Genomic DNA, 13,193 nt, shown 5'->3' with positions numbered 1-13,193 from the left:
GGCGGAGCGAAAGGTCGATGCTCTATGGGATGCCGTCGGCGCCTTGATCCCCCGCTTCACACCGGCAGAATGCGCAAACTACTTCAGGGCTGCTGGATATGACCCGGATTGAACAGGATGTGCTCTAGCGACATGGCCATCTGGCCAACGCTAAAAGCCTGGAGCTTTGGCCAGATGCCCAGACGCCGCCGCCTCTGCCACGAGGCGAGTCCGAGATGTCACCTGAGAGCTTAAGGCGCTCGACTATTCGAACACCAACTCATGGGCTGACATATGCCCGCGGCCTCCCGTGCAGCCAACGTTGATGTTCCTTAACTGAAATCACTAGTGAAAAATCGACCCAGATTCGGCGCCTAAACCCATCGGGTTTTTGACATTTTGCGTTTTGAAACGACAAAGTAAAAGCCACACTGGCATCGCGCTCGCCCGCCTCGACGAGCGCATCGCCCGCTCGCGGGTTGGCGAGGGCTTGCTCGAACGCATGCATTTCGCCGACGCTTGTGCCTCCCTGTGGATCGACGGTGAACTCGTTCACCTCGAAGACCTCGTCCTGCACGACGCCACAAAGGATATTCGCACGCCAACGCATGAACTGACCATCGCCCGTGATGTGTTGCGGACCCGCCGGCGCATCGCATCGCAGCCATCCGGCTGGGCGCTCAGCCCTGACGGTCTCCGCAGCCTCCGCGGGCACGGCTCCATTGCCGGCGTCTCTACTCCGATGCGAGACGCCGATGGCGCCACGGCGAACGGCGCCGATCCGGGTGGCGACGACACCGGAGCAGGGGAGGGGCCGGACGACGATGATGGTAGCCTGCTCGACGCCGAGTTTGCCGCCATCGATGCGCTACTCGCCCGGTCCGAAGCAGCGATCGCTGAAGCGAAGACGCCGAGCCGCGTTGGTTCCCGAGAAAAGGATCCGCTGGTCTATGATCTCGATTGGGATGAGGATGAGCGGCTGGACGAATGGCACGGCGTGGTGCGGCTGGCGCAAGATCTGCCGGCGGTGCTGCAGGCCGTCGTCGCCCTTGATGCCTGGAACGCTTTGGAGGTGCTGCAGCATGCGCCATGGCTTGGCCGGCTATTGTCCACGTCGATCCTGCGTCAGGCCGGCATCACCACCGGCGCCCATCTCACGGCCATCAATCTTGGTCTGAAAACCATTCCCGTCGATCGCCGTCGGCATCGCGACCGGGAGGTCCGACTGCTGGTAATTGCCCATGGTTTGTTGGCGGCCGCAGAGCTCGGGCTAAAGGAGCATGACAGGCTGGCACTGGCGCGAACCATGATGGAGCGGAAGCTGGCGGGAAAACGGACGTCGTCAAAACTGCCGCAACTGATCGAGCTGGTGATGACAAAACCGCTGGTTTCGGCCGGGATGATCGCCAGGGAACTTGGCGTCACGCAGCGGGCGGCGCTGCGGATCGTTGAGGATTTGGGGCTCAGGGAGATGACGGGGAGGGGGAGGTTTCGGGCGTGGGGCGTGACTTGATATGACGTCTTTCGCAGAGGGCAGCCTGCGCCATTCGATCAGAACTGCTTTTGTTGCCGAAATAGAGAGACAGCTCGCAATGATGCGCGGCTATATGACCGCACGGTGCGCGGCGGCTAGACGAGCCGGAAAGAAGCTATCGTATGCACGAACGGTTTCGCGCTTTCACGGAAGACCTACATCCTAAGTTCGACGCACTAATGGCGCAGGAGCCAGTCGTCACCGGGATACTGCCCGCTGACTTCGCCGGCTCCGAGATCCACATGTTCTCTCAGGGCGGAAAGAGCCTGTATGTTGGTCGTCCCCGCGATGTCCGCAGACGCTATGGCCAGCATATCCGCCGGTCCAGCGGTCACAATAGCTCTCCGTTCGCCTTCAAGCTTGCCCGCCACGCCACCGGCCGCGTCAAGGCCGATTATAAGCCGGGAGAAAACTCCCGCGCCGGCCTTCTTCTCGATCCAGGTTTCGCGGCGGCGTTCTCCGATGCGCTTGAGCGCATTCGACGGATGGAGTTTCGGTTCGTCGCCGAGCCTGATCCAACCCGGCAATGCCTGCTCGAGGTCTATGCGTCGGTCGTTTGCGGCTTGCCCTATAACGACTTCAATACGACCTGATCGGGGCGATGAGCAATCGAACATCCGATCGGTCGTGCCGTCACGACGTCCGGGCAATCAGTTCTCGGCCGAGTTTCTCAATGATGTCGACAAAGTCGAGTACGGCAGCCGGCTTGATGATAAGCCTTTGCCCCGGTGTGTAGGTGCTGTCGCCACTGCGTGAAACATAGTCGGCATCCACCATACCCAGTTGATGGGCCAGCAAGTGTCTTTGCTGGAAATATCGCACCGCACTGCTCATCTCGGTGGCACTGAGCAGCTGATCATATCGCACGCCGATCGCGTTTCCCCAGAGTTCGGAGCCAGCGTCGAGGTTCTGGAAGGCGTTGCGGCGGGCCTTTGGCCAATCTGGTCTCTCATAGAGTTGCTCGCACAGCCGCTGGAACGACATGACCGTGTCCTGCATGCCCTTTTCGAGCAGGCTGCGGGCGAGTGTTTCGGCCTGATCTGCATCGAGCGCTCCACGAAGCGTATCGCCGACCTGTGCCGCAGCGCGGATCGTTGTCAATGTCTGGTCGAACGTATGGCCAGCTGAATTCTCGCCGCAGCTCGGGCAGAAGAACGCTGCACCAACATAGGAATAGCGACACTGGCATTTCTCACATTTGGTTCTGAGTCGCATCGGGGCGGCGGCCGACACCGGCAACAAAGCCACGTCATGGCCGCCCTTTACCTCTAGCGTGATGCTTAGAAACAAATTGCGGTTCTGGCGCCGCTTGGACGCGGCCGCATCAGCGCGCATTGCGCGGTTGATGCCGGTCTTGATCGAATTCATTGCGTATTCGCGGGCTTCCTCGACCTGCTGGGTGGTAAACCAGCTTTTTGCAGTGCGCAGTGTCGGCACGACGGACAGAACACTTCCTCGTCGCGAACGATATCCTTCCAGTCCTGCTCGAAGATCTTGAACTGGAAAAGGCAATTGTCATCCGGGCATTCCTTATCGAAATAGCCTTCGGCATCACTCTCAAGCGGGACGGATATCGTCTGCTGAGCGGACAGTCGCCGTAGTTCATCCTGCAGGTTCTTGAACATTGGCTCTCTCGTTGAACTGTCAACTAAAGTGATCGTTCGCACCAATGGAAATGGCCTAATTGATCTCGTCGAGCTTCGCCTTCAATGCTGGGAGCGGGTTGTTCCGCCTTGGTGGCAACCAACAACTTATCGCACAGCGATCCGGTTGGCGATGTCGCGTGCAACTTCCAGCACTTCTTTCGCCTTCACGGGAGTATTGCCTTGCGATAATTCCAACGCCACAACGAGCGGCTCCAAGATTTCCTGAACGTTCGCGTCTTCAAATATTCTCTGGATCTCTTTGGTGAGGCCGCGGCGTGCCAAAGCTACTGTCGCATCGACCACGCCAGATAGAAGCTCGCGGCGCCTATCGAGTACAGCCAGAACCTCGGCGAGAAGCTTGAGGGCAGTGGGGGGATCACGATGTTCTGCGGTCACCTTGACGAGCAGCAATTTGGCTTCGACGAAACGCGGGAGGATTTCGATGCTATGCTCCAGGTCAGCGATACACTCATCAACGAGTCCCTGTGCTCGACGAACCAACCCTCTGGCCAAAAACACTCTTGCATCCTTTGGGTTTGCGGCGACGGCTTTTGTTACCCATTCTTCGGCAAGCGCGAGATTATTCTCGAATTCTACCGCGATTTGTGCCAAGCTAGTCATTGCGGTCACGCCTTGTGGGTTGACTTCATGGGCACGGGTTAGAAGGCTCTTAGCTTTATCGATATCGCCCTTACGGGTCGCGACCCCTCCGTGAAGAGTCAAGCTGCAATAACAATCAGAATTGATCTCCACGGCTTGTTCAAGAAGCGGTGCTGCTTCGTCATCTCTCCCTCTGTGCACAAGAAGGGCCGCGAGTTCTTTCGGGGCGACGCAAATAGGATCGTCCATTTTGGCGACTGCGTTGCGCAGAGCAATTTCAGAATCATCCAATCGGCCAGAGATTCGTTGAAGGAAAAGCCCATACTCGTACCACGGATAAAAACCGGCCTCTGGTAACTCGACTGCCCTTCGATAGACGTCCTCCGCCTTCGAGAATTCTTCGAACGCGACATAAATCTCAGCAAGGGTAACGAGTGTGGAGTGTGAATCCGGTTCTAATTCTATAGCTTTTTCTGCTGCTTCTCGAGCGGCTGAGAGATCGGACCGATCCGCGTAAAGAGCTTCTGCGTACGCTTGCCAGAGAAACCCCTGATTTCCGTCAAGCTCGATCGCCCTTTTATAGGCGCTTATAGCCTCAGCGGGCTTGTCGAGACGTCGATGAAGAAAAAGTGCTAGATCAGCCCAAGCGATCGAGGATTCGGCGTCGCGTTCAATGCCTTCCTGCAGAACCTCCTGCGCCTCTTTTGCTCGATCCATAACGAGGAGACATTGCGACAACATCCTTCGCGCTCGGGTCCACTCTGGATGGTCCCCGAGTCCTTCGCGTAATAGTGCCTCTGCCTCATCGTTACGTTCGAGATGAGGGCCTACAATTGAAACAAGATCAATTAAGGCCGACTCAAGGTCAGGAGCTATCTCCCATGCCCGCTTGTACAGGTCATAGGCTTCATCGATCTTCCCTTCTCGATGCCTGAGGTCTCCTAACGACGAGAGCGCAATAATGTTGTCTGCGTCCAGTTCGAGAGCCAACTGAAAGTGCTTTTCTGCGCCCTCTAAACCTGTATCGCCTTCGTATATCAGCGATCCTAGAAGAGCATGAGCCAAACTTGATGCGGGCTCTAGCTCGATAGACTTTCGAGCGGCGGCCAGCGCATCTACTAACCGCCCTTCTTCACGCCCGAGCAAAAACGCGAGTTCGAGCCACAGCTGACTCGAGTTCTCGTCTTGAGCGATCGCTTCCCGGAGCAAATTCTCAGCGATTTCTGGATGATCGTCCGCCGCCGCTTTTACCCGTTTTAGAAGCGCAGCACGTTTCCGGCCGCCGCTTACCCTACTCCCGACACGGGTGCGTTGTTCATCATCCCGTTTATGACGGGAAAGGGCAACTGCCTGGCGAAATTCTTCGCTATTAGCGATCGGGGATAAGAAATCTTCCGGCGTTTGAGAGAGGATCTTTTGACGTATCTCTCCACTAGACTGCGCGATTATAGCGCTGAACGCGGAGTGGTATTCTTGACGGCGAACGGGATCGAGTAAGCACGCTTCGGCGACGAGCTTTGCAGTCGTGTCGATCAACTCATCGCCACGATAATACTGGGTCATGAAGGTGACCAAGGCCCGGACCCGATTCGACGGGTGATTTCGCCGACGCATCAAGTAATAGATGTTAAATAGGCGCTCAGCAGCATGGTAGGCGGCAGCTCTTCCTTTCCCAGGAAGTTTTACGACCGCCCCTCGGTCTGCTAACCTCCCTAGCATCGCCGAGGCGATATTTACATTGACGCGCGCACTGTCTGCCACCTGCTTCGCTGTACTCGGATCCCAGATGTCAAGAAGTGCAGCAAAAACCTTCCGTTCGGTCGGTGGTAAATTATCAAGTTGGCTTTTGAAATATTCCGTATTCTGATCAATCAGTTGATTTAAATTTTCCATCAAATTTTGAAGCCATGGCGATACGGTGAATTCCGCCATGATCCGCATCAGGCGTGGACTCCCGCCGGTCAGGATTTGGATTGGTCGTATCCGTTCAGCTCGAACGGTTTGGCCCGTCAACGACTTCCAAAGCTGCTGAGACTCCTCCAAATCCAGCGGCTGCAGAACGATCGCCGTGAATCCCTCAAAGAGACGAGAGTCGGGCTCCTCTAAACCGCTCGTGCCGTCCTTCACCGAGGTCGCCAGAAGCATCAGGCATTTCTCATTCTCTAAGAGCTCTTTGAGAACAGCAGCATCTTTTCCAATTTGCTCGCCGAATATCATGTGAATATTCTCGACGATCAAAAGTATTTTTCGATCTGTTTTCTCCGAAAAATTCCGAATAGCCTCAAGTGAAACTTTAAGCAGGCTGTCTTCACTCGTCTGATCCTGGGCCTTCAAGAACGCAGAATGCACCTCTTTATCCTGGACCTGGTCCTGCAAATGAAAAAGGCACTCAAGGAAGAACTCCCCTGGCGTTGTGATCGAATAGCTTTCCTCGCCAAAAATTAGCGGAAACCACGACTTCGAAAGATCCGAGCTTGTGCGAACCTCGGCTAGAACGCGTCTAACCAGAGTTGTCTTGCCAGCGCCCCGAGGGGCCGAAACAAGTATCTGCTGATTTCGGCCCACACTGCGGTTTGCCTGAAGTATAGCGAGGACCTCGGCAAGCTCCGCTCGTCTCACAACGAATGACTGGATGACCTCCTCATCCGTCAGAAAACTCGGGTTGAATTTGTAGGGCATTTGACCCACCGCCGACTGACTATCTCTACTCATTTCCGCTTTCCCAACAAAAATGTTGGCAACCCCTTGAACGACTCGTCTGTTGCCATCATATTTGTTGGCAGCAGATTTGATGGCAGAATCGCATGCGTGGCCCCTCAGGTCAATTGGCTGCGCCATGCCCGCGTTATTCCATGGGAAACGGAATGAAATCGATCGACGCATTCTTGGACAAATATGCTCGCGAGCCGGAATTGCTCCGGGAACTGCTCGGGAAGGTTGCTCAGCGCAAACGCCGTCTGCGAGATAATGAAACGCTTTGTCGTGAGGGCGATAAGGCTGAGTGTTTTTGGATCATCGACGAGGGAATTGTCGTCGTCGGCGAGGGCCAGAAGATCACCCGCCGCACACCAGGTGAGCTTGTCGGTGAGATAGCATTTCATCGTCTTGCTCAGGGCTACCGGACAGCAACGATGAAAGCCGACGGCGTTACGACGGTTTGGCAGATAGACCGCGCGGTCCTGGCATTGTTCTCTCCGGAACAACGCGCAGCTTGGTATGAAACAATCGCCGCGGTGCTCGCTGAGAAGGTTATGCAGGCTACAGTGCAGCGGGTCAGGCTGCTCAATGATAACCTTTCTCTTGACCATGTTCTCCGGCGCTTCGTCTGTGATGACGGCCTCATGGCTGTAAACGGCGCCTTTGAAACCGTCGATATGATAAACATTCAGCCGGATCAAACGGTAGCGTTACTCTGGTTCAGCGATGTTGCTGGTTTTTCGTCTTACACACGAGATATGGACGCTGCTGAAGCTGCACGCCAGATGCGTCGTTTCATGGATATTCAGGTCGAGGAAATCCATGCGGCTAGTGGTGAAATCGACAAGTTCATGGGCGACGGTCTTATGGCCTTTTGGCGGGTGCCTGACCAGGATCGTATACGGGACCGTATTTCGAGAGCTACTCGAGCCGCTTTGAATTCGATCAAACGGATTCGAGAGATCATCGAGGCAGAGAAACTTCCTCTCGACATCAGGATTGGCCTTCATCGTGGTCCAGTGGTCATCGGTGACTTCGGCGGGACAGGGCGGATAGCATACACGGTGATGGGCGAAACCGTGAATTCTGCATCTCGTTTCGAACAAGCACGCGTCGACATCAACGACCGAGCTCTTGGGGCCTTACGCCTCAGCGAAGCAGTCTTCTGGGATCTCCAAGATCAGGACTTGCTAGCGCAGATCAAAGCCGAACCCCAGCAATTTAGAGCAAAAGCCGGTCGAGACTTCACGACCTACACATCTATCATTTGAGGAGTTTGTCATGAGTTGGAATGAAGCACGGGCTGAAGCCCGCATCCGCCGTTCTCTTCAGACGGTTCCTAAGAACCTCGTAAACGTTAAGTCGTTTGAAGAGCGTGTCTCCGAGCTCGGATCCACATCCTCATTCTCAAGTACCGGTCGGTCGAGTGCGCCGCTGCTACATATTCCACCAAGCATGGCTGTCGTTGTTGATGCGGCCCACGTTTATATCCAGCTCATAGACTATCATTCAGTTTTACAGGACGCCCAGCGGGAGACCGAGGCACGTCACCGGCGTGCGCTTCAATTTCTGCACACGCATTACAGTGGCTGCGATAGCATTGTCCGCGAGTTTGGAGCTCAACGCGTCGATTTCCATGGCCCCAGGCTTCATGCTGTCATTGTGACACCATCGGGCGCCATGAACGAAGGGCAACGTGTGCGTCGTGCCGTTGAATTTGCAAACGCAATTGCTAGAATGGTCGAGGAAACCGGCCGTGTGGTATCCGGGGGTGAATTTAAGACCGCGACTCGCATTGGTATCGACACCGGCAAGGCCGTTGCGGTGAATTCTGGCCGCGGAGATGAGCCTGAACCTCTATTCCTCGGCCGACCCGCAAATTATGCCGCAAAGCTTGCGGATGGCGATGAAGCAGGGATTTACCTCAGTGACCGGGCCCGACTGGTTCTGGGAATGTCGGCAGCAGGATCGCTGCTCAACCAAAAAAACAAGTTCTATGACGTAAGGAACACCGCGTCATTTCAAGCCAGCAGCAATCCAATCATAACGGATGCACGCATCCGAACCATGTCGGCTGATGTCAGCACGAAAATCGAAGCTGTTATACGCGATGCGAATTTTGTCTTTCACCGTCACACTCCTCCGTTGCGAACAATAGATTACTCCGCTCTTTCTCCCAGCAAGAGCATACATATGCCTCTGAGCTCGATGTTTGCCGACATCGATGGTTTTACAGCGTATGTGGATTTTTGCACCGCAACCGATAAAATTCCGGAGCTTGTATCAAACCTCCATGCGATACGGCACGAGTTAGCAGCTGTGCTCAAACATGACTTTGACGGACGCAAGGTTCGCTTCATCGGAGATTGCCTGCATGGCCTCCTCGCTGTCGGCACCGCTTACGAAACAGACGACTCAGATACAGTCCGTAAAGCAGTCATGTGTGCTGCGGCGATGCGTTCCAGCTTCGAGCTTTGCAAGACGATGTTGCCAGGTATCCAACAGTTGGGGATCGCCATTGGTATTGAGATAGGGCCAACGCCAATAACGCGACTAGGAATTCGTGGCGACTTCTCAGTCAGATGCGCCACCAGCAAAGCGGTATCAAACTCTGAGGAATTACAGGCAGCCTGCGACGGATGTGAAAGCGCACTTGGCAGTCGCGCGCTGTCGGCTGCACCGAGATCGATACGAGAGGGATTCGGAAGGGACGGCAAGGTTCGCAATCTTACCTACCCCAGAGCGCTCGCCGAATTTACGGAAGCTGCGCCAGAGGCTGCGGCCCTTGCCGCGCCTGCCTTGGCCACCTCGACAACGTGGAGCGATAGAGCTGCGGCGAGCGAGAAAGCTGTACATAGCAGTGGCGGAAATCGCCATGCCTAAAAGCTCCCCGTCCATCTTTGATGAACTTGACGCCGACGTTGTCTCTGCGGTCGAGGAGGGTCTTGCTCGCTGGAACGGGTCGGATTGGCGTCGCCTCGACGCAAGGGACATGGCAAAATATCAAGGCCGACTTTTCGAGGGCGGATGGCGGTTGCGAATTATTTTCTCGGATGGCCCTAAACATCTCGACGTTCTCGTCGCGCGAGGTTTCCCATTCATTTCAGCACGGACAGCGCTTCTGGAGCATCCACCGAAATTGACATGGCCGCACGTTGAAGAAGACGGCGTACTTTGCCTTTTCGGAAATGGACTCGAATTGGACGAATCTGACCCCGCGACAGTTGTCGAAAATCTACTCGCCCGATCCTGCCGGCTCGTCGAAGAATTGATCGAGGGGAAGATTATTGACAGGGATTTTCGTGAAGAGCTTTTAACATATTGGGCATATGACCTCTATAGGCCTCGTCGCCATTATAGCCTGCTCCGACCGGATGGGAACTCTCGCGAAATTCGGGCTTGGAATAGCCAGGCTTTAACCGTTGTGGCTGAGAACGACGATGATTTAAAGAATTGGCTCCAAAAATTTGTGGGAGTTGAAAGACCGTTTACGACAGTGCCGGCGGCCCTTTTGATTTTCGACAAGGCTCCGCTGCCAGCTGAATATCCGCAACGAGCCCGACATGTCCTCGATCTCGCCCGGCTGGCTCGAGGTGATGGTATCGATATACTTGGCTCTATCGTTTCGGATTCCTCTCATCCGCTGACAGTGGTGATTAGTGCCCCTGGTCGGGCCGGGCCGGGTCTTGTTGTTTCCACGATCGATGCGGGCATGGCAGGTGGTCAGCATGCAGGCAGAAGGGCGAGCGCCGGCTTCCGCAAGAATAACACGCCAAAGGACATCCTAATCAGCCGAATTTTCGGAGCTCAGAAGGTAGCAAGAAGTCTGGTCACGCGTGCAGATGCAAATTGGATCCACGGTAGAGGGCGAGATCCAAGGTCCGAGCGACTTCTAGAATCTAAGGTGGTCCTATTTGGTTGTGGATCCGTTGGTAGCTTTGTTGCTGCTACCCTTCTGAAAGCCGGTGTGGGCACGCTTCACGTTGTAGATCCCGATAAGCTGGAGTGGCCGAACGTTGGACGGCACTATCTCGGCGGTCAATCAGTCGGCCTTAACAAAGCGTCAGAGTTCGCGAAGAGGTCCCAGGCAGAATTCCCCCACTTAAAAGTGTTCGGACATGACTCGTATGCCGAATCCGTTCTTCGGGAAGCGCCAGATTGGCTCAGCGATGCCGATCTAACTATATCAACAACTGGAAGCGGCCGCGCAGACAAAGCGCTCAACGAGTGGCAGAAATTGGCAGCTCGGAGTCTGCCGATCGTCTACGGATGGACAGAGCCGTTCGCTGGTGCAGGCCATGCGGTCGCAATTACGGGATCTGGCGGCTGTTTGTCAGCCGGCGTGAATAACCTGGGCTTGGCGACCTTCGAAATGACCCTCTGGAAGCAGAGCGCAATGATGGAGGAGCCTGCCTGTGGCGTTCATTTCGCACCTTACGGTCCTATCGAATTGAGCCGTGTCAACGATCTGGTGGTCGAACTTTCCATCGATTGTCTACTTGGAAAGCTTCCTTCCTCAACTCACAGAGTCTGGGCTGCCAGGCAAGCGCATCTCGATGAATTTGACGGTGCATGGACTGTGGATGGGAGAAAGCTACTGGGAGCGAATACCGGAGGTGGATGCGTAATTAACCGACCTTGGCCGAGGTGCTCATGTTGTTGAGTGAGCGGTTGAGGTCACGCTGTTCCGGCTTGGGTTGGTTCAATTTTTATTGTTCAGAAGGGTATTACCGATGAAAGAGCGATTTGAGGGCGAACAGGGCCGGCGGCTTCGAATCGAAGCTTTTCGTGCTCAGAGGATGGTTCAGGGTGATGAAGCGATCGCTCAGGAGCTGGCCGACCACTGCGTCCTGGAGGAATATGATGCAGGTTTTGTACTGATTCAGCAAAATGACGATTCGAACGACCTCTATTTCATTTTCTCCGGCGCGGTACAGATCGTCGTGAACGGGCGTGCCATCGCAATGCGAGGACCTGGTGACCATGTTGGCGAAATGGCGGCGGTGCAGCCAATGCAAAAGCGATCGGCGACAGTCACGGCCAAGGATCCAGTCGTGGTCGCCAAATTGACCGAACCGCAATTTGCGGACATTGCCGGCAGACATCCGGCTCTTTACCGCTCGATCGCACAGGAACTTGCTCGCCGGCTTCTTGAGCGCAACAAGCTCGTCCACGTGCATCGGGAGAAAATCCGGGTCTTCATCATCTCATCAGTAGAGGGCTTGCCCGTCGCTCGGGCTATCCAGGCCGCTTTCGAACATGATCCCTTTACGTGTACGATTTGGACTGATGGCGTCTTTAGAGTGGCAAGTTACACGATGGACGCCTTAGAAGCGGCGGTAGACGATTCCGATTTCGCGATCGCCGTCGCGCATGCGGACGATGTCACAGCCTACCGAGGACAAGACTGGCCCACTCCTCGAGACAACGTCATTTTGGAGCTTGGCCTATTTATGGGGCGCCTCGGCCGCGCTCGAGCCGTCCTGATGGAACCACGTGATGAAAAGGTCAGGCTGCCAAGTGACTTGGCAGGGATTACGACGATTCCATACCGCTTCGAACCAGGGAACGACATGGCCGCATTGATTGGGCCAGCTTGCAATAAGCTCCGAGATCACATCAAAGCTATGGGGCCGAACAACGGATGAGCCTTCTCGACGACCTAAAAGACCACGCCGCTACTACGTTCCGGACTAACTGGTCCACCCGAGAGGGTCGCGTCGTGCCAGCTCCCTCGGACTTGAAACTCACTAACGACGCGGTAATTCTAGATGGCGCTACGGTGCTCTATGCCGACCTTACTGCCTCCACCAAGATGGTAGACACATTGGGTTGGCAGAAAGCGGCGGAAATTTACAAAACTTTCCTGTTCTGTGCCGGTAAGATTATCCGCGACCGGGGCGGTTCTATTACCTCGTATGATGGCGACCGGGTAATGGGGGTGTTCATCGGGGATTATCAGTGTTCATCAGCCGCTAAGGCGGGCCTTATGATTAACTGGGCTGTCCAGGAGATTATTAACCCTGCTTTGAATAAGCAGTATACCGACAATACGTTCAAGGTAAGTCAGATTGTCGGGATTGACACCAGCGTAGTTCGTGCGGCTCGCACAGGCGTCCGTGGCGACAACGATATTGTTTGGGTGGGTCGGGCTGCAAACTATGCTGCGAAACTCACAGAGATTAAGCAGGATGAGCGCACATGGATTACCAGTGCTGTGTACGATAGGTTAAGCGATGAAGTGAAACTGGGCGGCCAGCCTCAACAGAATATGTGGAAGAAGTTCACGTGGTCGGACCATGACAAGTCCACGATATATGGCTCGACGTGGCGCTGGGTGGTAAAGTAATCGACCATTGTAGGAGCCTTCTACTGGTCGGGGAAGCAAATAGAAGCACGTCACAGGTTCTTCCGTTCAAGAGCCGTTAGCTTGCCCTTGGCGGACTTCAGCCGCGCGTTTGCCCAGTATCTCTGCGAGCTTCAAAGGTGGATTGCCTTATTTACCTCAGGGACCGTTGAACTGCGACCTAGTTTCTTTAGCTTCTTTGGTTCCCTTGGCGCACGATACGCCGTACCAAACTGCCGAGACTGGCTCCTAGCTCACTTGAGCGTAAGCGCTGTCCTGACCCCACCTTCCGGATCATCACTTGATCATTGATGTTCAGCCTCGAAAGAGGGCTTGGACATATGTCGATTTCAGAGCTTACGCTTAACTCCAAGGATGAGCCGGTCCACCG

At 55.1% G+C, this 13,193-nt stretch carries 10 protein-coding genes and 1 pseudogene; 8 read left to right on the top strand and 3 right to left on the bottom strand.

What is annotated here, in order from left to right:
* From C5L10_RS33020 to C5L10_RS33010, 3 genes and pseudogenes are all read left to right on the top strand, one after another.
* Nucleotides 1–112: pseudogene (locus C5L10_RS33020) on the top strand (IS630 family transposase); the annotation flags it as partial.
* 249 nt (nucleotides 113–361) lie between these two features.
* The gene (locus C5L10_RS33015) at nucleotides 362–1,492 is read left to right on the top strand and encodes an RHE_PE00001 family protein (protein ID WP_245448375.1); all 1,131 of its coding nucleotides are present in this window, start codon (nucleotides 362–364) and stop codon (nucleotides 1,490–1,492) included.
* Between the two features lie 143 nt (nucleotides 1,493–1,635).
* The gene (locus C5L10_RS33010; RefSeq protein ID WP_172717321.1) at nucleotides 1,636–2,106 is read left to right on the top strand and encodes a hypothetical protein; all 471 of its coding nucleotides are present in this window, start codon (nucleotides 1,636–1,638) and stop codon (nucleotides 2,104–2,106) included.
* A gap of 40 nt (nucleotides 2,107–2,146) precedes the next feature.
* Here C5L10_RS33010 and C5L10_RS33005 read toward each other — a convergent pair whose 3' ends face one another.
* From C5L10_RS33005 to C5L10_RS33000, 3 genes are all read right to left on the bottom strand, one after another.
* Nucleotides 2,147–2,881, bottom strand: a complete 735-nt coding sequence (locus C5L10_RS33005; protein WP_245448373.1) for a hypothetical protein — start codon at nucleotides 2,879–2,881, stop codon at nucleotides 2,147–2,149.
* Entirely contained in the window at nucleotides 2,878–3,138 is a 261-nt protein-coding gene (locus C5L10_RS34690; RefSeq protein ID WP_245448372.1) for a hypothetical protein, read from the bottom strand. The genes C5L10_RS33005 and C5L10_RS34690 overlap by 4 nt, the downstream gene beginning before the upstream one ends.
* Nucleotides 3,139–3,264: 126 nt before the next feature.
* The gene (locus tag C5L10_RS33000; protein ID WP_172717320.1) at nucleotides 3,265–6,597 is read right to left on the bottom strand and encodes a tetratricopeptide repeat protein; all 3,333 of its coding nucleotides are present in this window, start codon (nucleotides 6,595–6,597) and stop codon (nucleotides 3,265–3,267) included.
* 26 nt (nucleotides 6,598–6,623) lie between these two features.
* Between C5L10_RS33000 and C5L10_RS32995 the strand changes: the two genes are divergently transcribed.
* The 5 genes from C5L10_RS32995 (at nucleotide 6,624) to C5L10_RS32975 (ending at nucleotide 12,805) form a co-directional block, all read left to right on the top strand.
* Complete coding sequence (locus C5L10_RS32995) at nucleotides 6,624–7,727, top strand: adenylate/guanylate cyclase domain-containing protein (RefSeq protein ID WP_172717319.1); 1,104 nt, start codon at nucleotides 6,624–6,626, stop codon at nucleotides 7,725–7,727.
* Nucleotides 7,728–7,737: 10 nt separating this feature from the next.
* Nucleotides 7,738–9,339: an adenylate/guanylate cyclase domain-containing protein gene (locus tag C5L10_RS32990; protein ID WP_105433163.1), complete on the top strand. Its 1,602-nt coding sequence runs from the start codon at nucleotides 7,738–7,740 to the stop codon at nucleotides 9,337–9,339.
* A complete protein-coding gene (locus tag C5L10_RS32985; protein ID WP_105433162.1) occupies nucleotides 9,332–11,119 on the top strand; it encodes a ThiF family adenylyltransferase in 1,788 nt (595 codons plus the stop codon). The genes C5L10_RS32990 and C5L10_RS32985 overlap by 8 nt, the downstream gene beginning before the upstream one ends.
* 70 nt (nucleotides 11,120–11,189) lie before the next feature.
* Entirely contained in the window at nucleotides 11,190–12,104 is a 915-nt protein-coding gene (locus C5L10_RS32980; protein WP_105433161.1) for a TIR domain-containing protein, read from the top strand.
* Nucleotides 12,101–12,805, top strand: a complete 705-nt coding sequence (locus tag C5L10_RS32975) for an adenylate/guanylate cyclase domain-containing protein (protein WP_105433160.1) — start codon at nucleotides 12,101–12,103, stop codon at nucleotides 12,803–12,805. Before C5L10_RS32980 ends, C5L10_RS32975 begins: the two co-directional genes overlap by 4 nt.
* Nucleotides 12,806–13,193 lie beyond the last annotated feature (388 nt).

Source organism: Neorhizobium sp. T6_25 (genome assembly GCF_002968555.1).
GTDB lineage: Bacteria > Pseudomonadota > Alphaproteobacteria > Rhizobiales > Rhizobiaceae > Neorhizobium.
The sequence above is the reverse complement of the archived record's forward strand: the minus strand, read 5'-3'. Positions and strand labels throughout refer to the sequence as shown.

Coding starts and splice junctions, on each gene's coding strand:
- C5L10_RS33010 (WP_172717321.1), top strand. CDS start 1,636: ATGCACGAACGGTTTCGCGCTTTCACGGAAGACCTACATCCTAAGTTC.
- C5L10_RS33005 (WP_245448373.1), bottom strand. CDS start 2,881: ATGAATTCGATCAAGACCGGCATCAACCGCGCAATGCGCGCTGATGCG.
- C5L10_RS34690 (WP_245448372.1), bottom strand. CDS start 3,138: ATGTTCAAGAACCTGCAGGATGAACTACGGCGACTGTCCGCTCAGCAG.
- C5L10_RS33000 (WP_172717320.1), bottom strand. CDS start 6,597: ATGGCGCAGCCAATTGACCTGAGGGGCCACGCATGCGATTCTGCCATC.
- C5L10_RS32995 (WP_172717319.1), top strand. CDS start 6,624: ATGAAATCGATCGACGCATTCTTGGACAAATATGCTCGCGAGCCGGAA.
- C5L10_RS32990 (WP_105433163.1), top strand. CDS start 7,738: ATGAGTTGGAATGAAGCACGGGCTGAAGCCCGCATCCGCCGTTCTCTT.
- C5L10_RS32985 (WP_105433162.1), top strand. CDS start 9,332: ATGCCTAAAAGCTCCCCGTCCATCTTTGATGAACTTGACGCCGACGTT.
- C5L10_RS32980 (WP_105433161.1), top strand. CDS start 11,190: ATGAAAGAGCGATTTGAGGGCGAACAGGGCCGGCGGCTTCGAATCGAA.
- C5L10_RS32975 (WP_105433160.1), top strand. CDS start 12,101: ATGAGCCTTCTCGACGACCTAAAAGACCACGCCGCTACTACGTTCCGG.